Genomic DNA, 25,916 nt, shown 5'->3' with positions numbered 1-25,916 from the left:
GAAGAGCTTTAATTCAGAGGAGCAGAAAATAAGTATGGATGAAAATACCGTGAGCAAATGTATTTTGAAAAGCTTAAAAAATAATGTGGGAGACCTGGCACTCTCTATTTCACTTGAAAGCGAAGAACCGTTAGCTGAGGAAGTGAAATGTTATTTAAAATTAAAAGAACGGCGTTCCGGAGCCGAGGATGTTGTTATTTTAGAGAAAGAGAGCCCGGCTCAATACAGTGCATCAATTAATATTCACTCGTTTCCTGAACCTTTAGAAATGGGACAGACTTATGATTTTTATGTGGTACTGGGGGAACCGGCAGCGGAAGAAGAACAGCCGAAGCAGGTGCGTTTATCTGTGGAAGCTGAAGCGATTGAGCGTGCCTACCACCTTGATCATACGACTGAGCTGTTAATTTTACCTTATACAACCGATAAGGGCAATTTCTCTTTAAAGGTAAAAAGAGAAGCGAAGATTGTGAAGTTTGATGAGATTCAGCTGAAGGCAGAAGAGATTATAATTTCAGGGTATGCAGGGTATCTAAGTTCGGAGAATCAGCTTTCAGTTAAAAACCTGCAATTTGTCATTAAAAAAGGGGGAGAAGACCCTGTAGAAAAACATTTCCCTATTGAAATGACGAAAAAAACGGAGAATATTGAACAGCTTCGGGAAGATGCATTCACCCCTGAAATTTTTGATTTCCAAATAAAAATTTCATTAAAAGATATTCCTTATTCTCTGGAAAAACGATTTGTCTACCGTATGTTTATGGAGTTTCATTGTGAAAACGACGAAGCTGAACCTATTGTTCTCAGCAGCACTCCGCTTGTGCTCGGAGACAGAAAAAATAAACTGAAAGGCCTCATAAGCGTTGTGAATAAAGACAGCGGACCGGTCAGGTATGAGGTATATAAAAAGAAGAAAAAGCAGACTGTTTGTATCCGTGTGAACGACTACAGCCTGAAAACAAGGATGAGATACTTCATAAAAGGGAAGAAAAAACGTTTCATTTCCAAAATGAAAAAACTGAAAAAACGCAGAAATTCCCTCATTACGAAAGGTTATAAAGTTGTTTTCAGAATGGCGAGCAAAATGCCTGTTAAAAGCAAGACCATTATTTTTGAAAGCTTTAACGGCAAACAATACAGCTGTAATCCGAGAGCCATTTATGAATACATGCAAATCAATCATCCGGAATATAAAATGTATTGGAGCGTAAATAAACAGTATGCAGCGCCTTTTAAAGAGAAGGGCATTCAATACATTAACAGGCTTTCTATCAAGTGGCTGTTTGCTATGGCGCGGGCAGAATATTGGGTCGTCAACAGCCGTCTGCCTTTATGGATTCCAAAGCCGGAACATACAACCTATCTTCAAACATGGCACGGCACGCCTTTAAAAAGACTTGCAATGGATATGGAAGAAGTTCATATGCCGGGTACTAATACGAAAAAATATAAAAAGAATTTTATTAAAGAGGCATCCAATTGGGATTATTTAATTTCCCCTAATGCCTACTCGTCTGAGATATTTGCGCGCGCCTTCCAATTCAATAAAACTATGATTGAATCAGGTTATCCGAGAAATGATTTTCTTCATAATGATAATAATAATGAGACAATCACAGCGATAAAAAGAAGGTTAAACCTGCCTGAGGATAAGAAAATCATTCTTTATGCGCCGACATGGAGAGATGACCAGTTTTATGCTAAAGGCCGTTATAAATTTGACCTTGATTTAGACCTGCATAAATTAAGGGAAGAGCTCGGGGATGAATATCTCGTTATTCTGAGAATGCATTATCTTGTGGCCGAAAATTTTGACCTCGGTCCGTTTGAAGGGTTTGCTTACGACTTTTCTGCACACGAAGATATTCGGGAATTGTATATGATTTCAGATCTGTTAATTACCGATTACTCTTCTGTATTTTTCGATTTTGCAAATCTGAAACGCCCGATGCTGTTTTTTGTTCCCGATATTGAAACATACCGGGATAAACTCAGAGGGTTTTATTTCGATTTTGAGAAAGATGCTCCTGGTCCGTTAGTGAAAACGACAGAGGAAACGATCGAGGCAATCAAACATATTTCATCACCGGATTATCAGCACCCGGTTTCATTCAAACCTTTTTATGACAAATTCTGTTACCTTGAGTCAGGACATTCTTCTGAGAAAGTCGTAAAGATTGTGTTTGAATCTGAATAATAGAAAAACCCCTTTGTATCAAGGGGTTTTTCTATTATGCTTTACAAACCTTTTAGCAGCATTTGCATGCGGCTTGAAAGTGAAAAAAAATTTGATTTCTGGTACAATTATCAGCGATGCTTTATAAAATCAAATCAACCTAAGGAAGATTAAAATGAATGCTGTAGTGAAAATACTAAAAGAGCAAGTAACATCATTTCCTTTAATCATGCGATTAGCGGCCTATGAAACAAAGTCTAAATATCAAATGAATTATTTAGGCGTTTTATGGCAGTTTTTAAATCCTCTTATTCAAATGCTCGCCTATTGGTTTGTTTTTGGATTGGGGATCAGAAAAGGGGGGCCGATGGCTACAGGTGCCGGAGAAGTGCCTTTTATTCTGTGGATGCTTGCAGGTCTGATACCGTGGTTTTTTATAAGCCCGACAATACTGGACGGATCAAATAGTGTATTTAAAAGAATTAAAATGGTTGCTAAAATGAATTTCCCAATCAGTTCTTTGCCGTCTGTCGCCATCGCTTCTAATTTGTTCAGTTATGCAATTATGATGGTGATCTATATCATTGCATTGCTCGCCAGCGGAATCTATCCGAGCCTTCATTGGCTTCAATATATTTATTATTTTGTTTGTCTGATGGCTTTCTTATTTTCGTTCAGCTTGTTTAATTCGACAATCAGCGTGCTGATCCGAGACTATCAGTTTCTTCTGCAGGCAGTGACAAGACTTTTGTTTTTCCTCCTGCCGGTTTTTTGGGATATTAACTCAAAGCTGGGGGCAGCTCACCCGGAATTGGTTCCTGTCTTGAAGCTGAATCCGCTTTTTTATATAATTGACGGTTTCAGGAACAGCTTATTAGATGGTCAGTGGTTCTTTCAAGATGTGAAATATACACTGTATTTCTGGCTGTTCACCTTATTTTTGTTAACAGTCGGTTCTGTTTTACACATGAAATTCAGAGATAAGTTTATTGACTTTCTTTAATACGTAAGGAGATTGTACGATGAAACTAAAGGTTTCGTTTCGAAATGTTTCAAAGCAGTATCATCTTTATGAAAAACAGTCGGACAAAATAAAAGGTTTGTTTTTCCCTGCTAAAGATAACGGTTTTTTCGCTGTGCGAAATGTCTCCTTTGATGTATATGAAGGGGAGACAATCGGCTTTGTGGGAATTAACGGATCGGGTAAATCGACGATGTCCAATCTGCTTGCAAAAGTGATACCGCCGACAAGCGGTGAAATTGAAATGAACGGCCAGCCGTCGCTGATTGCGATTGCAGCCGGTTTAAATAATGCTTTGACGGGCCGGGATAACATAAGACTTAAATGTTTAATGATGGGGCTGACAAATAAAGAAATCGATGAGATGTATGAAAGCATAGTTGAGTTTGCTGAGATCGGTGATTTTATTAATCAGCCGGTGAAAAACTATTCAAGCGGTATGAAGTCCCGCCTTGGTTTTGCTATTTCCGTGCATATAGATCCGGATATTTTAATCATTGATGAAGCCCTCTCCGTAGGAGACCAGACATTTTATCAGAAGTGTGTTGACCGGATCCAGGAATTTAAAGAACGAGGAAAAACCATTTTCTTTGTGAGTCATTCCATCGGTCAGATTGAAAAAATGTGTGACCGTGTGGCTTGGATGCACTATGGTGAATTAAGAATGTTCGACGACACTGAAACCGTCGTCAAAGAGTACAAAGCATTTATCGATTGGTTTAATAAACTCTCCAAAAAAGACAAAGAGAAATATAAGAAAGATCAGGTTGCTGAACGTAAAAAAGAATCGCCTGAGCAGCAGGCAATTGTGAAGGAACAAAAGAAAAATAGTAAATCCGGATCAGCAGTCAATGCTATTCAAATTGCTATTTTATCAATACTGCTTGTGTTTATGGCAGGAACCATGTTTTTCAGCGCCCCGCTTCGTACGATCGCTTCCTTCGGTAAGATCGGATATCAAGATGATGTTAACAAGGGGAAAGACCAGATATTGGTGAACAAAAAAGGTTTCGTATTAAAAGACCAGACGCAGGCCTATAAAGATACAGAGCTGAAAAAAAAGGCGGACTTCCTTATTCCGTTCGGTGCTCAGGTGAAAGTGGTATCTGAAGACAGGCAATCAGCAAAGATTGAGGTCAATAATAAAACGTACTATATCCCGGAAAATGCAGCGGTCTATAACGAAAAAAGTTCAAATGTGAAAGCATCCGCTTTTTCTCCGTATGTAAAGCAGGGTGATACTGATCAACTTGTGTCACATCTCGGTGAGCGCGTTAATGATATTCAGCAAGAAATGAAAGAGCTGCAGAAAGAAGTAGTGAACGGCCGGGAGACGCTATATCTTAAAAATGGCGAGGTCAGTTATGCAGTGAATAATGGCAAGGCCGAGCAGCTTGTTTTCAGAGGAATATCAGCTATTACTCCGACAGATCTATCCCTGAATAATAAAGATGTTATAAAGGGCAGCAGTGATCGGCAATTTATTGCGGCAAATGATAAATACGCTTTTATTATCAATAACGATAATCAAACTTTAACCTGCATTATAAAATAAAAAGCTGTTGGAATAAATCCAACAGCTTTTTTTCTTATAATTCATCTTTTCTTAACAGGTCTTCCATGAAAGGGATAAGGTGATCACGCAGTTCACGATCCTGCATCGCAAATTCTAATGTAGTGGTAATAAAACCTAGTTTTTCACCAACATCATATCTTTTGCCCTCAAAATCGTAAGCAAAAACCCGCTGGATTTCATTCAGCTTTTGAATAGCGTCTGTAAGCTGAATTTCCCCTCCGGCACCAATTTGCTGTTCTTCAAGATACATGAAGATTTCAGGAGTGAAGACATAACGTCCCAGTATTGCCAGATTGGACGGAGCAGTCCCTTGAGCCGGCTTCTCAACAAAGTTCTTCACCTGATATCTGCGGCCTTCACTTGTCAGCGGATCAATAATTCCGTAACGATGGGTTTCTTCTTCAGGCACTTGCTGAACCCCTATAATAGAAGAAAGTGTTTTTTCATATTCATCCATCAGCTGGCGAAGCCCTGGTTTTTCAGCTTGAACGATATCATCTCCGAGAAGGACGGCGAATGGCTCGTCACCGATAAAATTACGTGCGCACCAAACGGCATGTCCAAGACCTTTTGGCTCCTTTTGCCGGATATAATGAATGTCAGCAAGATTAGAGGCTTTTCGGACTTTTTCTAAGAGTTCGACTTTCCCTTTTTCTTCTAGGTTTCTTTCCAGCTCTGGTGAGTAATCAAAATGGTCTTCAATGGCTCTCTTGCTTTTTCCCGTAACAATAATAATGTCTTCAATACCCGCTTCAACCGCTTCTTCAATTATGTATTGAATCGTTGGTTTGTCTACAATCGGAAGCATCTCTTTCGGCATGGCTTTTGTTGCCGGCAGAAAGCGTGTCCCTAAACCTGCAGCGGGAATTATGGCTTTGCGTACTTTTTTCACTTTAAAGCACCTTCCTTAGCGTCACTTAAATATAAGTTAAGATATCTATACAGACTCAGGCTTGCTGATATTTTCTGTATACCCGATATTTCATTTTTAACACTTTTAATGATATAAGATAAACCATTATTAAACAAGTTTTATCCGTAAAGCCTTAATGATATATCCTTTTTCATTTATGGGAAAAAATTATACAAGATATTTAACCGGCGGATCATATCGTGTAAAATGGGTTGATAATGAAAAATGATCACAAACTTGATACAGGAGAAAGAGATATGAAAAAACTTAAAGTCATGACGGTATTCGGTACAAGGCCTGAAGCGATAAAAATGGCGCCCCTTGTGCTCGAATTAAAAAAACGCCCTGAAATAGAATCATATGTCACTGTGACTGCCCAGCATAGACAAATGCTGGATCAAGTTCTTCACGCATTTCAAATTAAGCCTGAATTTGATTTGAATATTATGAAAGAACGGCAGACGCTGGCTGAAATTACTTCAAACGCCCTGGTAAAACTGGACGGCCTGTTTAAGGAAATCAAACCTGATATTGTTCTTGTTCATGGTGACACGACAACAACCTTTGCCGGAAGCCTTGCAGCTTTCTATCACCAGATTGCAGTCGGACACGTGGAGGCCGGATTGCGGACGGGCAACAAATATTCACCTTTTCCGGAAGAATTGAACCGCCAAATGACCGGAGCGATTGCTGATATCCACTTTGCTCCGACTCAGCAAGCGAAGCAAAATTTATTGAATGAGAATAAAAAAGAAAGCTCCATTTTTGTTACCGGAAATACAGCGATTGATGCTTTGCATACAACGGTTCACTCTGAATATTCCCATAACATTATTGAGAAAATCGGCAATGACAGAATGATTTTACTGACGGCGCATCGCCGGGAAAATTTAGGTCAGCCGATGGAACATATGTTTAAAGCCATCCGCCGGATCGCAGATGAATTCAGTGATGTGCAAGTCGTTTATCCGGTACACCTGAATCCTGCTGTACGTGAAGCTGCTGATAAGCACTTTGGTGATTCGGAGCGCGTCCATTTAATTGAACCTCTTGAAGTGATTGATTTCCACAATTTTGCGTCAAGGTCGTATTTTATTTTAACTGATTCAGGAGGCGTTCAGGAGGAAGCTCCTTCCTTAGGAAAGCCGGTTCTCGTATTGCGCGATACGACTGAACGGCCCGAAGGAGTGGAGGCGGGCACTCTGAAATTAGCCGGTACTGATGAAGAAACGATTTATCAGATGGCAAAACAGCTGCTGACAGACAAGCAGGAATATGAAAAAATGTCGCGGGCATCTAATCCCTATGGAGATGGCATGGCGTCAAGAAGGATTGCTGAGGGACTGCTCTATCAATTCGGACTGCGTTCAGAGCATCCTGATTCTTTTGAAGTGTAACAAAAAAGCAGCTCCGCATAAAGTATGCGAAGCTGCTTTTTCTGCATTAGTTTAAAGGTTGAGGCTGCTTCTCAATTCTTTAGTAATGGAAGCAAGACCGTTTTCATCTGCTTTATAATAGTAAATTCCGTTGATTTTGGTGCCGTCACCCTTCAGCTCATGCTGAATCACTTTCTTGCGGGCATCTTTATAGCCGGATTGAATATCCCACATATCATCAAAGGTTAAATTCGTTTTTACATTGTTCTCTACTACTTTAAACATATCTCCGAATTTCGTGACAGAAGAGATACTTGCCCCTTTATTGATAATACCCTCTATAATCTGCCGCTGTCTGTCTTGGCGCCCGAAATCCCCTTTAGGATCTTCTTTTCTCATTCGTGAGTAAGCGAGGGCTTCATCACCGTTTAATGAAATATTGCCTTTGCTGAAGGAATAACCGTCATAGTTGAAAGCGAATGTACTGTTGACAGTGATGCCTCCTAAAGTGTCAACGACATCTTTAAAGCTTTCCATGTTTACTTTAATGAAATAATCTACAGGCAGGTTCAAGAAATTCTCCACAGTATCTACTGCCATTTGCGTACCGCCAAATGCATATGAATGATTGATTTTATCCATCGTGCCCTTGCCTATAATTTTTGTATAAGTGTCACGCGGAATACTGACCATTTCCGTTGTTTTTGTCTTTGGATTGACTGTAAGGTAAATGAGCGAGTCGGCCCTTCCTTTATCATTTTTACGTTCGTCTACTCCCATGATCAAGACAGAGAACGGTTCGTGTTTATTTATTTTCACCTCAGTCCTGCGTTTATTCGATTTGTTAATGTCTTCGTGGATGCTTGCGACGGTTGATGCCGCTTTATGCCATAGGTAGTATGTAAAGCCGCCGGAAACTAAAATAAAAATGCCGATGATTGTCAGAAAGACCAGTAACAAAGTCTTTTTCTTTTTTCTTCGTTTACTTCTCATCTCAATACACCCCATCTGTTTTAAATTGGAAATTTAACTCCCAGTAAATGCAATATTTAATAATAGAATACAATAAATCCTAATATAGTCGAATGTTATCGAAAAAAGTTTCAATGTTTCTTAATTTTTCTTTAAAATAGATAATATATTGTCGATAATCCATAATGAGGTGAAAAAAATGAAAAAAATTTTTGGATGTTTGTTCTTTATACTGCTTCTCGCCGGGTGCGGAGTTAATAATGAAAAATCTCAGGGCGAGGATGCGGGTGAAAAGCTGGTAACGAAAGAGGGCACTTATGTAGGACTGGCGGATACTCATACAATAGAAGTCACTGTGGATCATGAACCGGTAAGTTTTGATATCACTGAAGAATCAGCCGACGATGTTAAGAATTTGGATAATGGCGACAAAGTGACAGTAAAATATCAAAAAAATAGCAAGGGACAGCTTATGCTGAAGGATATCGAACCGGCAAATTAATGAACAGGGGGACGCTGTAATCTTGAAAACTTGCAAACATTTAATAGGACTGACTCTAGCTGTTGTTATATTGCTTATACCGGCGGTTTCCTTTGCGGCAGATTCAAATATATCTGTTAAGCTGACAAATTACATAGGAAATCAATCAAGCATTTCTTTATCTCCAACCGGTTTTTATCAGGTTACCGGTGATCATGTGTCTGTAACCAACCGCTTTTCGGGGGCATCCCGATATGAGACGGCGGCTCTTGCATCTGACTCCCAATGGACGAATCCTAAAACCGTTATTCTCGTCAATCGTGATGTTTTTATCGATGCATTACCAGTAATTCCTCTGGCAAAAAAATTGGATGCGCCGGTGTTATTTACACAGCCGGACACTTTGACAAAAACAACAGAAAAACAGATTGCTAAGTTCAATCCCGATAATATTCTGGTCATCGGCGGGGCTAAAAGTATTTCAAAGGACGTTGAAAATAAGCTTAAGTCTTATGGAGCTGTGAAAAGAATCAGCGGGAAAAACCGTTATGTTCTATCTGAAAACATTGCAAAACAAATGGGAAATTACGATAAAGCAATTGTTGTAACAGGTAATGTTTTTCAAGACGCTTTAGCCATTGCTCCGTATGCCGCTGCAAACGGCTATCCCATTTTACTGACTGAAAAGGATAAATTGCCGGATTATGATCTTCCGAAGCAAGTCATAATTATCGGGAGTTCGTTCAGCGTGAGTGATGCTGTAGAAAATCAAATTAAAAAAACTTCAAATGTGCAGCGAATACCCGGATCAACACGGTATGAATTGACTGCTAATATCATTAATCAGCTAAAGTTGAAGGCTGATAAAGTCGTCATGACTAATGGAACGAAATATGCTGATGTCCTGGTTGGCGCTTCTTTAGCCGCCAAAAAAAACAGCCAAATATTATATATCAAACAAGATGATGTTCCTTCAGCAGCTAAATCAGTGACAAAAGAGAAGGCGTCGTATGCATACGACTTTATCGGAAGTACAAGCTCCATTTCCGCCGGGGTTGAAAATGAGCTTTCAAACCATTTTTACTTAGCCGGCGGAAGCACATACAACTTACAAATCAATAATGGAAAGTTAAATCTTAATCATATTAAAACATATGGGAATTCATTGAGAATAAAACCGGAAACGTACATTGAATCCAACCGGATCAGTTTGAATGGAAAAGAATACTTGGGGACGGTTAATTTTTCAATAGAGTCAGGCAAATATATCAGACCTGTAAATGAAAACATTCCTTTTGAAGATTATTTAAAAGGTGTCGTACCGAATGAAATGCCTGCAAGCTGGTCTCTTGAAGCGCTGAAGGCGCAAACGGTTGCGGCAAGAACATACTCAATTACGAAGACCGGGAGCACTGTTGCTGATACTACTGCTTTTCAAGTATATGGCGGGTACAGCTGGAATGCCAATACAACGAAAGCGGTGCAGCAGACAAAAAATAAGGTGCTGACTTACAAAGGGAATTTAATTACGGCGGCTTATTCATCGAGTAATGGCGGTTATACAGAATCAAGCGGCGAAGTATGGGGTTCAAGCGTTCCTTATTTAACTGCGAAAAAAGACACAAAAGATCCTCAAACTGCCTGGAGTCTGACGCTTTCTAAGCAGCAAATCAATCCGGATTCAATTGATGTAAATAAGCCGGCCTCTTGGTTTGCTTCAAAGAATGAGACAAATGCAGCTCAACTGAGCGGTATTAAAAATTGGATTCTGAAAAATAAGGAAACAGGCGCTTCCGCCATTAAAATTTTAAAAATAGAAGATCTTACATTCAGCGGAACAACTAAAGGACAGCGGGCTAAAACAGCAACTTTGAAAGTGAATTACGCTGTCAAACAAAACAATGGAAATTACGAGGCAAATAAAACATCTGCAATGACTGTGCCGGTGACTGAACTGAGAACGATGATCGGAGCCTCCGTGTTTAAAAGCACTTATGTGACCGTCAGTCAAAACAGTTCTGCTTTTACAATTAGCGGAAAGGGATATGGACACGGCATCGGTATGAGCCAATACGGCGCTAAGGCAAGAGCGGATTCAGGAGATTCATATAGTTCAATTTTAAAATTTTATTATCCGGGCACCACATTGACTGACTATTAAATAAACGAGAGCAGGAGGAAGGCAATTGCGTTCTTATCTTAAAGTCCTGATCATTTCTATGCTGGGACTCATCTTATTTATCCCGTCAGCCTTAGCTGACAACGCGGTTAAAAGAGTAGGGGGAAGCAACAGGTACGGTACGGCTGCTGCGCTTTCCAAGCAGGTGTATTCAACAGCGAGTACAGCTGTTGTCGTCGGAGGAGGTTCGTATGCAGATGCTATATCTGCTGCCCCGATGGCATATCAGAAAAATGCGCCGCTGCTTTACACAAACAAAGATAATTTGTCATCAGAGACGAAAACCCGTCTGAAAGAATTAAAAACAAAAACGGTCATTATTGTCGGCGGAACGCCTGCTGTGTCAGCAAATACAGCAAATCAAATCAAAGCGCTCGGCATCAGTGTTAAGAGAATTTCAGGAAGCAACCGATATGATACGGCAGCTAAAGTAGCAAAGGAAATGCCTGCCGCCTCAAAAGCCGTTATTGCAAACGGATTTTTATATGCTGACGCAATAGCTGCAATTCCATATGCCGCAAAGAACGGATATCCAATTTTGTTTACGAATAAAACAGCTATCAACAGTGCCACAGCAGGAGCTATAAAAAGCAAGGGGATCAAAAGCTCTATTGTAGCAGGGGGAACCGGGAGCATAAATGCCTCTGTCTTTAAAAAACTCCCTTCTCCAAAAAGAATCAGCGGAAGCAATCGATACGAACTTGCGGCCAATCTAGTTCAGCAATTAAATCTTCCGACAGGCAATGTATTCGTCAGCAATGGTTTCGGGTATGCAGACTCCATAGCGGGTGCTGCTCTTGCTGCAAAGAAAAAACAATCTATCATTCTGACAAACGGCAGCAATCTTTCAAAAGAAACAAGAGTCTTTATCGGGAGAAAAAAATTAAGCAGCTTTACCATTATCGGGAATACCCCGGCTGTCAGCTCAAATGTTGCAAACCAGCTGAAAAATCCGGCAGCAGGAAAAACAATTTTAATTGATCCGGGTCATGGGGGAAAAGATTCCGGTTCTATAGGTAACGGCATTTTAGAAAAAGACGTCAATCTTGATATCGCTAAAAGGCTGAATACAAAATTAAATGCTTCAGGTGCTCTGCCGGTCATGACGAGGTCTAATGATACATTTTATTCCTTGCAGGAAAGGGTAAATAAAGGTGCAACCGCAGGAGCGGATTTATTTATCAGCGTTCACGGCAATGCAAATGATGCAACTTCTGCAAACGGAACTGAGACCTACTATGATGAGACATATCAAGCCGCTGCAAGCAAACGCCTGGCAGGACAAATTCAGCCTAGGGTTGTTAATGCATTAAAAACAAGAGACAGAGAGGTTAAAACAGCTCCGTTCTATGTCATTAAGTATTCCAAAATGCCTAGTGTATTAGTAGAGACGGCTTTTATTACGAATCCGTCTGATGCAAGTAAATTAAAGCAAGCATCCTATAAGGAAAAGGCAGCTGCAGCCATCAATGATGGAATCGTGTCTTATTATAAGTAAAACTTTTATATATTTGTGTACGAGCCTGCTGGTCAAAATTGATCGGCAGGCTTTTTCGTTGTGATCCTTTTCAATTATAGTAACCGCTGTTTATGGATATGAATAGATTTACAATAAAAAAACAATAATCGAAACATTCTAATAAACATTAACGCTTCCTTTACTTCCAATTAACATCCATCTGCTAAACTCACGGCATAGGTCATCAAACATCCCAACAAATCGTGAGGTGTGTGTCAGTGGGAGCAGAGAAAAGCATGAATGTAAATAATAACTATGCAGTGCGGCAGGGGACTTCCGCTGCCGTTACGGAAAGAACGGCCCGTTATTTGGCTTTTAAGCGATTCATGGACATTGTGTTTGCGCTTGCGGGGCTCTTGGCGGCGCTCCCGGTGATGGGCCTGTTCTCCATACTGATTCGTTTGGAGTCGCCCGGCCCTGCTTTTTATAAGCAGGAGCGGGTAGGCAAAGACGGGAAGCCGTTTTATTTGTATAAGCTCCGCTCTATGAAAATAGATGCTGAAAAATCGGGGGCGGTCTGGGCGCTGAAAAAGGATCCCCGCGTGACAAAGGTCGGCGCTTTTATCAGAAGGACCCGTATTGATGAGCTGCCGCAGCTGGTAAATGTGCTTCGGGGAGAAATGAGCCTGATCGGCCCGCGTCCCGAGCGTCCCGTGTTTACGGAACAGTTTCAGGCTGAGATTCCGGGGTTTACGGAGCGGCTGGCCGTTAAGCCGGGATTAAGCGGCTGGGCGCAGGTCAACGGGGGATATGACATGACACCGAGGGAAAAACTAATGTTTGACTTATATTATATCCGCAACCTGACCTTTTCATTGGAACTGAAGATTATGCTCAAAACGTGCAAAGTGATCTGGACCGGTGACGGGGCGCGATAAAAATTCTGGTCAGCAGACAAAAAAGTAGGGAAAACGATGCCTAGTATTACAAATCAAATCTTGAGCGGCGCCAAATGGACAAGTATTTCGACAGCGTGTATTACGGTCATTCAAATCGTCCAATTCGCCCTGCTCGGGCGGGTCATGTCACTGGCTGAATTCGGCCTTGTCGGCATGATCACAACGGTAGTGGTGTTTGCCCAAATTGCGCTGGATATGGGTTTTGGCGCCGCGCTCATTCAAAAAGATCATGTGACTGATAAACAGATGTCTTCCTTGTACTGGCTGAATATCATAACGGGGCTTGCGCTGTTTGCGCTGCTGTTTTTCAGCAGTCCGCTCATCGCCGATTTTTATCGGCGGGAGGAGCTTGTCTATTTAATCCGCGTGCTGGCCGTCATGTTTTTAATCGCGCCGATCGGTCAGCAATACCAGTATATGCTGCAAAAAGCGCTGGCATTTAACACGTTAAGCAAGATTGAAATCTTTTCAAATGTGCTGTCCTTCGTGTATTTGGCGGCCGCGGTTTTTTATACGGACCCGATTCTCGCCTATGTGATTTCTCAGGTGCTGCTGCAATCGTCGAAAGGGATTCTGTACTGGATGGCCTGCAGAAAAACATGGAGACCGGCGTTGGTTTTTGATCTGAAAGGAATGAAAGGCTTCTTTTCTTTCGGGGCCTTTCAGCTGTCTTCCCGGCTTGTGAACCGGCTCGGAGCGAATATTGATATGATTCTGATCGGCAGTTTTATCGGCGCTGAGGCGCTCGGCATTTACAATCTGGCCTACCAGATTGTCACGCTTCCGGTATTAAAAATTAATCCGATCATTACGAGAGTCGCGTTTCCCGTCTTTGCGAAAAACAAGCATGAAAACAGCGTTATCAGAGAAGGATTTCTCAATATGACCAAAATACTCGCGCTGATATCCTTTCCGCTTTTGCTCGGTTTGGTTTCAGTGTCGGATGCATTCGTGGCTTCGGTATTCGGAGAAAAATGGCTGGCGGCTGTCCCGGTTTTAAACGTTCTCGCCATCGTCGGGATTTTAAGGGTCCTGATGAATCCGAACGGATCTGTGCTGCTCGCAAAAGGGCGGGCCGATCTGGCGTTTTATTGGGACGCCGGGGTGATGCTGCTGTATGGTGCATCTTTGTACGCCGCCGTGCTGTCCGGAAATCTCTTGACGGTAGCCTGGACTTACGCTTTCATCAGCATCCTGAATTTCCTGATCGGGCGCTGGCTGTTGGTATATGTCATTAAGCTGCGGCTGTCGGCTTACTTCAAAGCCGTGGCCAAACCGTTTCTGCTTACGGCGGCAATGGGTGTCATCGCTTTTACAGCCAGCTTCGGCACGGAGCGGATCAGCCTTGATGTCAAGCTGCGGCTGGCGATCTCCGTAGCCTGCGGCGCGTTGTGTTATTTATTCCTGTTAGGAAAAGCTTATCCGCATATGAAAAGTAAATTAAGAAAAGGACGTTTGCTATGAAGGTATTGTGGATGACAAGTGTCTATCCGAGCAGTGAGAAGCCGGGAGAAGGCGTTTTTCATGAGACGCAGGCCCAAGAACTGAGAAAGCTTGGCGCGGAGATGACCGTCATTTGTCCGCGGCCGAAACTCGCCGCGCCATTCCGGGTGCTGAAAAAGACATATCGGAAAAAGGATATCAGGCCGGCGCATGAATGGCGGAAAGGCGTGTCCGTCCACCGGCCGTTTTATCAGGCGGTTCCCGGGCAGCTGAAATGGGCGCAGCCGCATAAAAGAATGGCGGAATCCATTCTTTCCGAAATTAAAAATCATGGCCTGAAGCCCGATTTGATTCACGCGCATTTCGCCATGCCGTCAGGCGGAGCGGCCGCCATTGTGTCAAAGGCTTTAGGCATTCCGTATGTGCTGACCTTGCATGGCAGTGATGTCAATGTCTATCCGCATTACAGCAAAAGCGCTCATCGCGCATTTACATTTGCGGTGCGGGAAGCAGCCGATATTTACGCTGTGAGCGGCAGTCTGCGGGAACAAATGAAAAAGCTTATCGAAGCGGAGTGCACCGTGCTTCCGATCGGCATCACGCTTGACGCCTTTCGAAAAAGGAACGAGACGAAAGAAGCCGTCAGAAAACGGCTCGGCCTTCCTCCGGATAAAAAACTGATCGTGTTCATCGGCAGGCTTGTCAAAGAGAAAGGTGTTTTCGACTTATCAAAAGCCGTTCAATCATTGGATGAAAGATATGAAGCCGTCTTTGTCGGTGACGGTCCCGCCGCATCTTCATTGCGTGAAGCCGCTCATATCGTCACGGGGCAAGTGCCGAACGACAAGGTACAGGACTATCTGCTGGCTTCGGATGTAATGGCGCTGCCGTCCTACAGCGAAGGCATGCCGACTGTGGTCATTGAGGCGCTCGCTCTGAAGGTGCCGGTGATCTGCACCGATGTCGGAGGATTGGCTTCTTTATTCGGGAAACACCGGGGGTTGCTGATCAAGCCGGGTTCACCTGAGACGCTGGCAGAATCGATTCTGCAATATGACGAAGGAGAGGCTTGGACGCCGCAAACAGCCGAGGAACTTTATCAAACCGTCCGCACGTATTTTGACGCAAGCCAAAACGCGAAAGCGCTGAAAGAGAAATACCGATCCGTAATGAACCGGGCCGGGCAAGAGGAGAACCTTTCGAAAGAGGGATGAAGCTGTGAAAAAAATCGCTGTATTAGGAACAGGGTATGTAGGTCTTGTATCTGGAACTTGTTTTGCGGAAATCGGCCATCATGTGACTTGCTGTGACATCAATGAAGCGAAAATCAGAAGCTTGAAAAACGGAGTCATCCCGATATATGAACCGGGGCTTGAGGAATTAGCTGAAAAAAATGTCAGTACCGGACGGTTATCCTTTACAGCCGAAATCGAGCCGGCTGTGAAAGCCGCTGATATCATCTATATCGCCGTCGGTACGCCGATGTCAAAGACGGGTGAAGCCGATCTGACCTACATTAAGGCAGCGGCGCAAACAATCGGAGAACAGCTGAACGGATACAAAATCATTGTCACCAAAAGCACTGTTCCGGTCGGGACAGGAAAGCTCGTTTACCAAATTGTCAGCGAAGCGTCAAAGGGAAAATATCCGTTTGATGTCGCGTCAAATCCTGAATTCCTCCGCGAAGGTTCGGCGGTGCGGGATACGATGCAGATGGAGCGGGCGGTCATCGGCGCCACAAGCGAACATGCCGCTTCGGTCATTGAAGAGCTTCATAAGCCGTTCCGTACGAAGATCGTAAAGACCAATCTTGAAAGCGCGGAAATGATTAAGTATGCCGCAAATGCTTTTTTAGCCGCCAAAATATCTTTTATTAACGATATCGCCAATATTTGCGAACGTGTCGGGGCGGACATTTCCCACGTGTCAGAAGGCGTCGGTCTTGACAGCCGGATCGGGAATAAATTTCTCCAGGCGGGCATCGGATTCGGCGGATCCTGCTTTCCGAAGGATACAACGGCTTTATTGCATATCGCAAACGCCGCCGGCTATCCGTTTCAAATGATGGAAGCCGTCATTGAAACCAATCAGAAGCAGCGGGTCCGTATTACGGAAAAATTGAACCGCGCCATCGGTCCCTTAAAAGGGAAAACCGTGGCCGTACTGGGGCTGGCCTTTAAACCGCACACAAATGACGTCCGCTCTGCCCCGGCTCTTGATATCATCACAAGCCTTAAAGAGCAGGGCGCTCACGTGAAAGCGTATGATCCGATCGCGATTCCCGAAGCGTCAGCGATATTAGGAGACGGCGGCATTGAATATCACACAGAGCTGTACAGTGCCATCAAAAACGCGGACGCATGCCTGATTACAACAGATTGGCCGGAAGTCAAGGAGATGGATCTTCAGAGAGTGAAGCAGCTGCTCAAACAGCCGGTCATCATTGACGGCAGAAATATGTTTCCGCTGGAGTATATGAGGGTTTCAGGATTCACTTATCATTCCGTCGGACGTCCGGCGGTTCATGCCGATCGGCAAATAAAAGAACTGGCAAGATAGAAAAAGATTTGTCTTCAGGCTCTCGGCAGCCCGGCTCGGCTGCCGGTTTTGGAAAGGGGTTTGCCATGTGAGTATCAAACGTTCAGCGGCACATGTTCTTGTGCTGCTTGCCGCTCTCATTACAGGAGGATTCATCATGCTGGAGGCGGTCAGGGCGGATGCCGGTTTCGGAAAAATCACCGTGCTGCTGTTTGCCGCCATGATCGGCTTTGCCGGACTTGCTTTGCTATCCGCCTTTACAACAAACGGTCAGATGTTTATGGGGCTCATTTATATACTGATCGCGTGTACATTTTTAAACCAGGCCTTCTTTGCGGTCCATCTCGGATTTTTCAGCTTATTTATATACCGGCTGTTATTAATCGGAGCAGGCGCCCTTCACGTCGCCGGCATCCTGACAAACCGTCATCATATTGACAGATGGAATCGGGTGAATGTAAAAGGGGTTCTGATGTTTTTCGCCTTATGGTTTACATACGGTCTCCTATCGTTATTGTGGGCAAAATCCGTGACGTACGGGATTAAATATTTAGCTTTAATGGGAATGGGCATGTTTCTGATTTATCTTATTGTCATGTTCATTCAGCGCTTTGATCAGCTGATGGTTTTTTACGGCATATGGCTTGTGATGACCATTTTTGTGATGGCGATCGGCTTTTACAACCATTTTACACACCACCATCTGCCGAGCTCCACGCTTTATAACGGCCCGCAGTACAAACAGCATTATCCGACGTCCGTTTTCTTTAATCAAAATGATTTCGCGACGTTTTTGTGCATCAGTTTCTTTCTGTATGCGGCGGCGGTGAAAAATATGAAAAACGGCTATGTGAAGGCCGTCAGCCTGCTCTTTGCGATCAGCGCTTTGTATTTAATCATTTTGACCGGTTCGCGCGCGAGTCTGCTGGGCATATGCGCGGGGGCGGCTGTATACGTCTTCATTCTGCTGCCTTCCCTGTTGAAAAAGCTCGCGTTGTACGCAGCGGGAGCGGGTGCAGCGCTGTTTGCGGTTTTATTTGCGGGCCGTATCACCAACGCCGTCTTGAATCTGTTTTCAGCTCCGCAGGCGATGCCGGGACAGCAACCGCTTCCTTCCAACCTCGCGAGGGCGAATCTTTTAAAAAACGCCTTTCACTATGTGATTGATTCCTGGGGGTTTGGAGTGGGTGCCGGAAACGTCTCTTACTATTTAAAAGCGGAGCCCGTTTATGATACGGGCGGCGTAGTTGAGGTGCACAACTGGCTCGTCGAGATTATGGCGAACTTCGGCGTGCTTACGATGCTCGGTTACCTGACAGTCTATTTGTTCCTTTTTTGGACACTTTATAAATGTCATGAAAGAAAATCGGAAAATCAGTCAAGACTGATCACAGAAGGACTTATCACGGCGATGGCCGGTTTTTTGGTAAGCAGCATCAGCCCAAGCTCCGTATCAAATTTATTTTTCCACTGGGTATTTCTCTCGCTCGTGATCGCGGCGGTCAATATATTGAGGCGGTTACAAAAGGAGCCTGCCGTCACGGCGTACTATGAAAAACAGGGAGATGCGAGATGAAGGATATGTTGACAAGAATAACCCGGCGTATCAAAAAGAATATTATTTGGATCATTGCGCTGCCCGTTGTGTTAGGGGCGGCGGGATATGTATTGCCGTCAAAAATCAGCGGGAGCAGCAGTTTTACATCAGAAGCCGCGATCGCCGCGGGAAATTATGATCATCCGCTTTATAACAATACAAAAGAAATCCCGCTCCTTTTGACGAGCGATGCCTTTTTAAAGCAGGCTTTGCCTGATAAAACAGACGAAGAAAGAGCGGCCGTGAAAAGTAAACTGACTGTCGAAACACAATCAGATTCATTGATCACGGTCAGCTACAGCGGCCAAAACAAACAGGAGACCGAATCGGTGTTTCAAGCCGTCATAAAAACTTTTCTGAAGAATGATCAGGACCTGTTTGAAAAACGGGCAAAAGTAGTGCGGCAGAGTATTGCTGCGCTTGAAGGAGAAACCGTCAGCGCGGACGCCAAAGTGGATAAGGAACGATTTTTATACGAATTGAAAAATACGCAGCTGAACCTGAAAGCGGCCGGCATCATCAATTCAGAGCCGATGAATGAAACGGCGGGAGAAGGCATGCCGCCGAAAAGGAAAGCGGTTCTGGGCGTTTTCATCGGCATTGCAGTTGCATTTATGTTCATTGTCATTCCTGAGTTTTTTAGAGAGTCCTTGTAAAAATCTGCGATGGAGATGTGACCATGACAAACTGGAAACCTTTCGTATCTGTCATTACACCGTCTTATAATGCAAGTGAATATATCGAAGACACGATTCAGTCTGTTTTACATCAAAGCCACCCGCATTGGGAAATGATTATCGCGGATGATTGTTCAACGGACGGAACGAGAGATATTTTACGGCAATATGAACAAAAGGATGAGCGGATCCGCGTCGTTTATTTAGATAAAAACGGGGGAGCCGCAGCTGCCAGAAATACAGCCCTTAAACATGCCAAGGGCCGTTATGTCGCATTTCTGGACAGCGATGACAGATGGAAAAAGGAAAAGCTTCAAAAACAGCTTGCGTTTATGGCAGAGCGGTCCTGCGCTTTTTCATTTACGGGCTACAGCGTCATGGAGCAGGACGGAACGCCGACGGACAAAACGATTCAAGCCCCTGAAAGCCTGTCATATGATGAAGCTTTAAAAAACACGATTATCGGATGTTTAACGGTCATGATTGACAGAGAGCAGACGGGGCAGATTCAAATGCCTGATATCAGAACGCGGCAGGATTTAGCGACATGGCTTTCCCTGCTGAAAAGGGGATTTACGGCTTACGGCCTGAATGAGTGCCTTTCAGAATACAGGCTTGTGCAGAATTCGATTTCAAGCAACAAGTGGAAAGCCGCAAAAAAAACGTGGTTTGTTTATAGAGAAATTGAGCGCCTGCATTTTATCAAGGCTTCGTGGTGTTTTATGCAATATGCGAAAAACGCGGTCATGAAAAGACTGTAGGCGTCAGAGGAGCTGGGTGATGAAGGTGGAACCGATTATTCACGTAATCGTCGGAGCGGCGGAATGGGGGCATGACCGGCTGAGATACAGACGGCACCGGCTGGCTGAATTTCTCGCCCGGCAAAAAGAAACGAAAAGCGTCATTTGGGTATGCCCGTCTCCGCGAGCCAATGATGGTCAAATGGCCGGGATCGCCGAGGGAATCCGGCAGTTCACTGTAAAGGATCTCATGCGGCAAAAAGCTTTCCGCTTCGGCAGGTATACAGACATGTGCTACAGGCATAAGCTTTCACCATTGGTGAACATGCTGAAGGAAGAAGGAGAAGGGGCCCGCTGCTGCTTATGGTACACCTTCCCCGGTTTTCCGCTTCTGGCAGATCTGTTTCCTTGGGATGAAGTGATTTATGATTGCAGTGATCTGTGGGCCGCTCCGATCAGCGGCCGGTCCGGGGTGCTGTCAAATGTTAGAAGAAACATCATTAAACAGGCGGAAATGAGAATCATTCAGCGTGCCGATTCCATTACGTGTACATCTGACTGTCTGCACCGGGAGGTCGGAAAAAAGCTGGAGAACCCGCACCAGAAAGTGTTCACCATTGAAAACGGAGTGGAATATGACCTGTTTTCACGGGAAAATAAACAGCCGGATGAAGACATTTTACGGGGACGGAACGGAACGGTTCTCGGTTTTATCGGCGGAATCAAGCCGAAGCTCGATTTTGCGCTTATGGCGGAAACGGCAGATGTGAGGCCTGACTGGACGATTTTATTGATAGGCCCGAACACGGCTCAGGACGATCCGGATTTCAAGTCGCTTCTGGAGCGTCCGAATGTCATCTGGACGGGACCTGCCGCGCCGAATGAAGTGCCGTCCTATATGCAGCTTGTCGACATCGGCATCATGCCGTATAAAAATTCACCTTATAATGACGCGGTATTTCCGCTTAAGCTTTTTGAATTTTTAGCCGCCGGCAAACCGGTTGTCGGCTGCAACCTTTCTTCTACGTCAAAAATCAAAAGGCCTTTCGTCTATGAATACGTTGAAGGCAGTGACCCCGCAGATTTCATCGCGGCCTGCGACGCGCTTCTGGCAGCGGACCGCAGCGGATCATATGAGGCTTTGCGCCGTGAATTGGCCCGGAGACGGGATTGGAATGTTTTATTCGGCCGAATGCTCGAATGCACGGGTATATTGAAAAATGCGCAATCCCATTAAAAGGGAAAGCGCATTTTTTGATTTGCGTGTTTCTTTTTGATGATGCTTGTTATAATAACTAGTAAGAATTATAATGGAAGGAACGGTTCAATATCAGAAAAGACTTCATATAATTCCAAAGGAGACTTCTTTATGCTTGACGAACGCATGTTTCGCATAGTTGTTGCGTTTTTTGTCTCTCTGCTAACGGTTTTAATCCTAACTCCTATCGTAAAAAAAATTGCGATCAAAATAGGTGCAGTTGACCAGCCCAGCAACCGAAAAGTACATGATAAAATAATGCCCCGTATGGGCGGCCTGGCCATCTTTATCGGCGTAGCGGCGGGTGTTCTCGCGGCCGGCATATATAATGAAACGAAAATGACCGCCATTACAGTGGGTGCGTTTATTATTGTTATTTTAGGAATCCTTGATGATAAATACCAATTAAGCGCAAAGGTAAAGTTTTTCGTCCAGCTGGCCGTGGCCATTATGATTGTGAGCACGGGACTGAAAATGGACTTTTTCTCCGTACCGTTTTTAACGGAACGTTTAGAATTGGGATGGGTCGCTTACCCGCTGACTGTGTTATGGATCGTCGGTATTACGAACGCGATGAACCTGATTGACGGTTTGGACGGACTCGCTGCCGGCCTGTCGGTCATCGGACTCTCCACTATCGCCGTTATGGCGTTATCCGGAGGGAAAATCCTTATTCTGTCACTTTCACTTGTCGTGATAGGAAGCACACTCGGATTTTTATTTTATAATTTTCATCCGGCAAAGATATTTATGGGAGATACCGGATCGCTCTTTCTCGGATACGTCATCTCAGTACTCTCATTATTAGGTCTTTATAAAAGTGTTACTTTATTCAGTATCATCATTCCGATCATCATTTTGGGCGTGCCGATTTTTGATACGACATTCGCCGTCATCAGGCGGATTTTAAACAAACAGCCGATCTCAGCGCCTGATAAGTCACATATACACCACCGGCTGATGGCCTTCGGGCTGTCACACCGTACGGCTGTCATTATCATCTATTTAATCGGCTTTATTTTCAGCGTCAGTGCCATCCTGCTGAAAAGCGCGACCATATGGCTTTCGCTGTTTATTATTTTTGTATTGATTGTATTTATGCAAATCATAGCAGAGGTCACAGGGTTAGTAAATGAACAATTTAAACCATTTACCAAGTTTTACAAGAGATTGGTAAAGAAAAATTAAAAAGAGCAGATCATGCGAATGGTCTGCTTTTTTGCTATTCTCTTATTATATAGAAAAACCCGATCCTGCTCAAAGGATCGGGTTTACTCTTAATAGCCTGTTGTGCCGCCGGACTGTGTGCTGCCCGTACCGTTTTCACCTGCAGTACCGCTGGTTGAATCGGTCGTGCCGCTTGTTCCTGTGCTGCCGGAAGGCGAATCAGCCGTACCGCCTGTTCCCGTGCTGTCGGAAGTCGAATCAGTCGTACTGTCCGTTCCGGTGCTGTCAGAAGCAGGATCGGATGCCGTGCTGTTTCCGGACGGGTAATCCAGATGTTTCTGCAATTCCTGCCGTATTTTTTCGAGATTGGTTGGATCCGGCTGGAAATAATATGTTCCGCGCGTAGTTGCGGTTCCGCCTAAATATAAATCTGATCCTGTTATGGTCAGTGTATCAACCTTTTTGCTGGTAAAGCCGCTGTAAATCTGCTGAAGAGCGAGTCCTTCAGTGATTCGGATATTCGTTTGGACGTTATTGCTCGCTGTTTCAGCGATTTTATCAATTTTAGCAATATTTCCAGCTCTGGACATTTGGTCGATCAGTGCGTTTAAGATTTGCTTTTGGCGGTCATTCCGGCCGAAGTCTCCGCGCTTATCCTGTTTTCTCATCCGCGCGTAAGCCAAAGCCTGCTCACCGTTCAAATGCATGTTTCCTTTCTTGAAATAGATCCGTTTCTTTTTACTGACGTCACTCATCTCGTCGAAGTCAAACGGCACTTTTACATCGACCCCGCCTACTTCATCAATAACATCCTTAAAGCCATTGAAGTCGACAGTGACATACTTATCAATCGGTATGCCTAATAAGTCTTCGACGGTTGAGACGGTTTCATCCGCTCCGCCCTTAGCAAAAGCCGCATTGATTTTTGATTTTTTACCGGTTGTGTCGCCGGCAAGCGTCACCCGCGTATCACGCGGAATACTCAGCATTTTCATTGTTTTATTTCTCGGATCAAGGGTAACGACAATAAGAGAATCTGATCGTCCGCCTTTTCCGCTGGTGGCATAATTTTCGATCCCCATAAACAAAATGGAGAACGGTTTTTTCTTCATATTGATGACTTTATCCCGTAATTTTGATTTGTCTCCGCGGGAAAGGGCATCATATGCATTATCTGCCGCATTGATCGTTTTGTATACTTTGTATCCGCCAAACCCGGCAGCGACTAACAAAACGAGGGTAAGCAGCAGCAAAATCCGTTTGAATATGATCTTTCGTTTGCTTTTCTTTTTCTTTCGAACACGCACTCTTACACGTTCAGCCATTACATTAGTCTCCTTTAGGGCTGACGTCTGTTTCTAAATACGTCAGTTCTCCCTCTGTATTCTTACTCTTGCCGTTCGTCAGTTCTGTCATCCATTTTAGAAACGCTTCTTTGTCTTTTTCTTCAACGTACGTTTCAAATTCGACATGATCCGCATAATGGATATCTTTCAGTAAAAAAACTGATTCTCTCAGTTCGTTCTCTATCTTGCCGAGCCACGTATAATCCGCTGATGTATGCATAATACGCATCAGCTTCCGCTCCGTAACTCCTATATGATTTAAGCCTTCAGACACTGACTTCCCATATGCACGAATCAATCCGCCTGCACCGAGCTTTATTCCGCCGAAATACCGGGTAACCACCGCGCAGGTATCTTTCAGACCGCGTTTTTTCAGTACTTCCAGCATGGGGACGCCGGCTGTGCCGCTTGGTTCTCCGTCATCATTCGCCTTTTGTATATGGTCGGTTTCGCCGATCAGATAAGCTGAGCAGTTATGAGTCGCATTCCAGTGCTGTTTTTTTATCTTTTGTATAAATTCCTGCGCTTCCTCTTCAGAAGCAGCACGGCTCAGGTGACAGATAAAACGCGATTTTTCAATCACAATCTCATGTTCACCCGTTTCTTTAACTGTTAAATAGCTGTGCAGCATGATTGCTGGACCCTCCTGACAAGCATTAAAAGACTTGTTTCTACAAATTCGAACAGACTTTAGAATTTTTGCGCATATTTTGGTATCATGAAAGAGTAAGATACTATATAAAAATGTTTTTTTCTAGAATATACGCATTCTTTCATTATAATTCGACATAAATTGCAGTTCAATTACATTTATAATAAAAATACATAACAACACCGTTACGGAGGGAGACAGATGAATAAATCGAAGATGGACTCCAAAGTTTTGGATTCTATACTTATGAAAATGCTGAAAACCGTGGACGGGAGCAAGGACGAGGTTTTTCAAATCGGAGAGCAGTCGCGCCAGCAATATGAGCAGCTGGTTGAAGAACTCAAACAGATCAAACAGCAGGTCTACGAAGTCATTGAGCTGGGCGACAAACTTGAAGTTCATACGCGGCACGCACGAAACCGCTTGTCTGAAGTAAGCAGAAATTTCCATAAGTTCAGCGAAGAAGAAATTCGCAACGCCTATGAAAAGGCGCACAAACTTCAAGTGGAACTGACGATGATCCAACAGCGTGAAAAGCAGCTGCGGGAGCGCAGAGATGATTTAGAACGCCGGCTTTTGGGGCTTCAGGAAATCATTGAACGGTCAGAATCATTGGTCAGCCAAATAACCGTCGTTCTGAATTACCTGAATCAAGACCTTCGCCAAGTAGGGCTTCTTCTTGCCGATGCGCAGGCTAAACAAGATTTCGGTTTAAGAATCATTGAAGCCCAAGAGGAAGAAAGAAAAAGAGTTTCCAGAGAAATTCATGACGGTCCCGCGCAAATGCTGGCAAATGTCATGATGAGATCGGAATTAATTGAACGGATCTTCCGCGACCGCGGCACGGAGGACGGATTTCAGGAAATCAGAAATCTGCGGCAGAATGTGCGGAATGCCCTTTACGAAGTCAGAAGGATTATATATGATTTAAGACCGATGGCATTGGACGATCTCGGGCTGATTCCGACACTGAGAAAATATCTTTATACAACTGAAGAATACAACGGAAAGGTGAAAATACATTTTCAGTGTATCGGAGACACAGAGAACCAAAGGCTTGCCCCGCAATTTGAAGTGGCGCTTTTCCGTCTCGCTCAGGAAGCCGTCACAAATGCACTCAAGCATTCAGAATCAGAGGAAATTACAGTAAAAGTGGAAGTAACCGCTGATTTTGTCGTTCTCATCATTAAGGACAACGGAAAAGGCTTTGATATTAAGGATGCTAAACAAAAGAAAAACAAATCATTCGGCTTGCTGGGAATGAAAGAAAGAGTAGATCTGCTTGAAGGAACGATAACGATAGACTCTAAAATAGGTCTTGGGACATTTATCATGATTAAGGTTCCGTTATCTCTCGGCCTATAATTTGTTAAATAGAGCCAAAAG

At 43.9% G+C, this 25,916-nt stretch carries 21 protein-coding genes; 17 read left to right on the top strand and 4 right to left on the bottom strand.

Features of this window, described 5'->3' with window-relative positions:
- Window positions 1-34 precede the first annotated feature (34 nt).
- The 3 genes from NYE36_RS18175 (at window position 35) to tagH (ending at window position 4,752) form a co-directional block, all read left to right on the top strand.
- Window positions 35-2,197 carry a CDP-glycerol glycerophosphotransferase family protein gene (locus tag NYE36_RS18175; RefSeq protein WP_251257237.1) on the top strand — a complete coding sequence of 721 codons (2,163 nt, stop codon included), beginning with the start codon at window positions 35-37 and terminating at the stop codon, window positions 2,195-2,197.
- A gap of 154 nt (window positions 2,198-2,351) precedes the next feature.
- Window positions 2,352-3,179 (top strand): teichoic acids export ABC transporter permease subunit TagG, encoded by an 828-nt coding sequence (gene tagG, locus NYE36_RS18170; protein WP_017418800.1) that lies wholly within the window; start codon window positions 2,352-2,354, stop codon window positions 3,177-3,179.
- A gap of 19 nt (window positions 3,180-3,198) precedes the next feature.
- Window positions 3,199-4,752 (top strand): teichoic acids export ABC transporter ATP-binding subunit TagH, encoded by a 1,554-nt coding sequence (gene tagH, locus NYE36_RS18165; protein WP_199022194.1) that lies wholly within the window; start codon window positions 3,199-3,201, stop codon window positions 4,750-4,752.
- Between the two features lie 34 nt (window positions 4,753-4,786).
- On the opposite strand, the gene galU is transcribed toward tagH, so the two are convergent.
- Entirely contained in the window at window positions 4,787-5,665 is an 879-nt protein-coding gene (galU, locus tag NYE36_RS18160) for a UTP--glucose-1-phosphate uridylyltransferase GalU (RefSeq protein WP_015240700.1), read from the bottom strand.
- A gap of 278 nt (window positions 5,666-5,943) precedes the next feature.
- On the opposite strand from galU, the gene wecB reads away from it, so the two are divergent.
- Window positions 5,944-7,083 carry a UDP-N-acetylglucosamine 2-epimerase (non-hydrolyzing) gene (gene wecB / locus NYE36_RS18155; protein WP_251257238.1) on the top strand — a complete coding sequence of 380 codons (1,140 nt, stop codon included), beginning with the start codon at window positions 5,944-5,946 and terminating at the stop codon, window positions 7,081-7,083.
- 51 nt (window positions 7,084-7,134) lie between these two features.
- On the opposite strand, the gene NYE36_RS18150 is transcribed toward wecB, so the two are convergent.
- Window positions 7,135-8,055, bottom strand: a complete 921-nt coding sequence (locus NYE36_RS18150; protein ID WP_251257239.1) for a LytR family transcriptional regulator — start codon at window positions 8,053-8,055, stop codon at window positions 7,135-7,137.
- A 178-nt stretch (window positions 8,056-8,233) separates the two neighbouring features.
- Between NYE36_RS18150 and NYE36_RS18145 the strand changes: the two genes are divergently transcribed.
- The 12 genes from NYE36_RS18145 to NYE36_RS18090 all read left to right on the top strand — a co-directional run bounded on the left by NYE36_RS18145 (window position 8,234) and on the right by NYE36_RS18090 (window position 22,553).
- Window positions 8,234-8,536, top strand: a complete 303-nt coding sequence (locus tag NYE36_RS18145; protein ID WP_017418804.1) for a membrane protein — start codon at window positions 8,234-8,236, stop codon at window positions 8,534-8,536.
- 22 nt (window positions 8,537-8,558) lie between these two features.
- Window positions 8,559-10,676, top strand: coding sequence for a SpoIID/LytB domain-containing protein (locus tag NYE36_RS18140; protein ID WP_251257240.1), 2,118 nt, complete (start codon window positions 8,559-8,561; stop codon window positions 10,674-10,676).
- Between the two features lie 25 nt (window positions 10,677-10,701).
- Window positions 10,702-12,192 (top strand): N-acetylmuramoyl-L-alanine amidase, encoded by a 1,491-nt coding sequence (locus NYE36_RS18135; RefSeq protein ID WP_053574018.1) that lies wholly within the window; start codon window positions 10,702-10,704, stop codon window positions 12,190-12,192.
- A 239-nt stretch (window positions 12,193-12,431) separates the two neighbouring features.
- Window positions 12,432-13,091, top strand: coding sequence for an exopolysaccharide biosynthesis polyprenyl glycosylphosphotransferase (locus NYE36_RS18130; protein WP_003151373.1), 660 nt, complete (start codon window positions 12,432-12,434; stop codon window positions 13,089-13,091).
- A gap of 36 nt (window positions 13,092-13,127) precedes the next feature.
- Complete coding sequence (locus NYE36_RS18125) at window positions 13,128-14,576, top strand: MOP flippase family protein (RefSeq protein WP_327997527.1); 1,449 nt, start codon at window positions 13,128-13,130, stop codon at window positions 14,574-14,576.
- Window positions 14,573-15,769 (top strand): glycosyltransferase family 4 protein, encoded by a 1,197-nt coding sequence (locus tag NYE36_RS18120; protein WP_265451076.1) that lies wholly within the window; start codon window positions 14,573-14,575, stop codon window positions 15,767-15,769. Before NYE36_RS18125 ends, NYE36_RS18120 begins: the two co-directional genes overlap by 4 nt.
- Window positions 15,770-15,773: 4 nt before the next feature.
- A complete protein-coding gene (locus NYE36_RS18115) occupies window positions 15,774-17,114 on the top strand; it encodes a UDP-glucose/GDP-mannose dehydrogenase family protein (RefSeq protein WP_265451075.1) in 1,341 nt (446 codons plus the stop codon).
- Between the two features lie 67 nt (window positions 17,115-17,181).
- Complete coding sequence (locus tag NYE36_RS18110; RefSeq protein ID WP_032867086.1) at window positions 17,182-18,669, top strand: O-antigen ligase family protein; 1,488 nt, start codon at window positions 17,182-17,184, stop codon at window positions 18,667-18,669.
- On the top strand, window positions 18,666-19,346 hold the full coding sequence (locus NYE36_RS18105) for a hypothetical protein (RefSeq protein WP_144665045.1): 681 nt from the start codon (window positions 18,666-18,668) through the stop codon (window positions 19,344-19,346). The genes NYE36_RS18110 and NYE36_RS18105 overlap by 4 nt, the downstream gene beginning before the upstream one ends.
- Window positions 19,347-19,369: 23 nt before the next feature.
- A complete protein-coding gene (locus tag NYE36_RS18100) occupies window positions 19,370-20,128 on the top strand; it encodes a glycosyltransferase family 2 protein (RefSeq protein ID WP_045209026.1) in 759 nt (252 codons plus the stop codon).
- Between the two features lie 19 nt (window positions 20,129-20,147).
- Window positions 20,148-21,344, top strand: a complete 1,197-nt coding sequence (locus NYE36_RS18095) for a glycosyltransferase (protein WP_265451074.1) — start codon at window positions 20,148-20,150, stop codon at window positions 21,342-21,344.
- Between the two features lie 132 nt (window positions 21,345-21,476).
- Window positions 21,477-22,553, top strand: coding sequence for an MraY family glycosyltransferase (locus NYE36_RS18090; RefSeq protein WP_003151382.1), 1,077 nt, complete (start codon window positions 21,477-21,479; stop codon window positions 22,551-22,553).
- A gap of 89 nt (window positions 22,554-22,642) precedes the next feature.
- Here NYE36_RS18090 and NYE36_RS18085 read toward each other — a convergent pair whose 3' ends face one another.
- Both NYE36_RS18085 and NYE36_RS18080 read right to left on the bottom strand, forming a co-directional pair.
- Entirely contained in the window at window positions 22,643-23,857 is a 1,215-nt protein-coding gene (locus NYE36_RS18085) for an LCP family protein (RefSeq protein ID WP_015418337.1), read from the bottom strand.
- A gap of 4 nt (window positions 23,858-23,861) precedes the next feature.
- A complete protein-coding gene (locus tag NYE36_RS18080) occupies window positions 23,862-24,509 on the bottom strand; it encodes a YigZ family protein (protein ID WP_003151384.1) in 648 nt (215 codons plus the stop codon).
- Window positions 24,510-24,731: 222 nt separating this feature from the next.
- On the opposite strand from NYE36_RS18080, the gene degS reads away from it, so the two are divergent.
- Entirely contained in the window at window positions 24,732-25,895 is a 1,164-nt protein-coding gene (gene degS, locus NYE36_RS18075; RefSeq protein WP_007407484.1) for a two-component sensor histidine kinase DegS, read from the top strand.
- Window positions 25,896-25,916 lie beyond the last annotated feature (21 nt).

The organism is Bacillus sp. FSL R5-0593 (assembly GCF_038603755.1).
GTDB lineage: Bacteria > Bacillota > Bacilli > Bacillales > Bacillaceae > Bacillus > Bacillus velezensis.
This window is presented reverse-complemented; position numbering and strand designations above follow the sequence as displayed.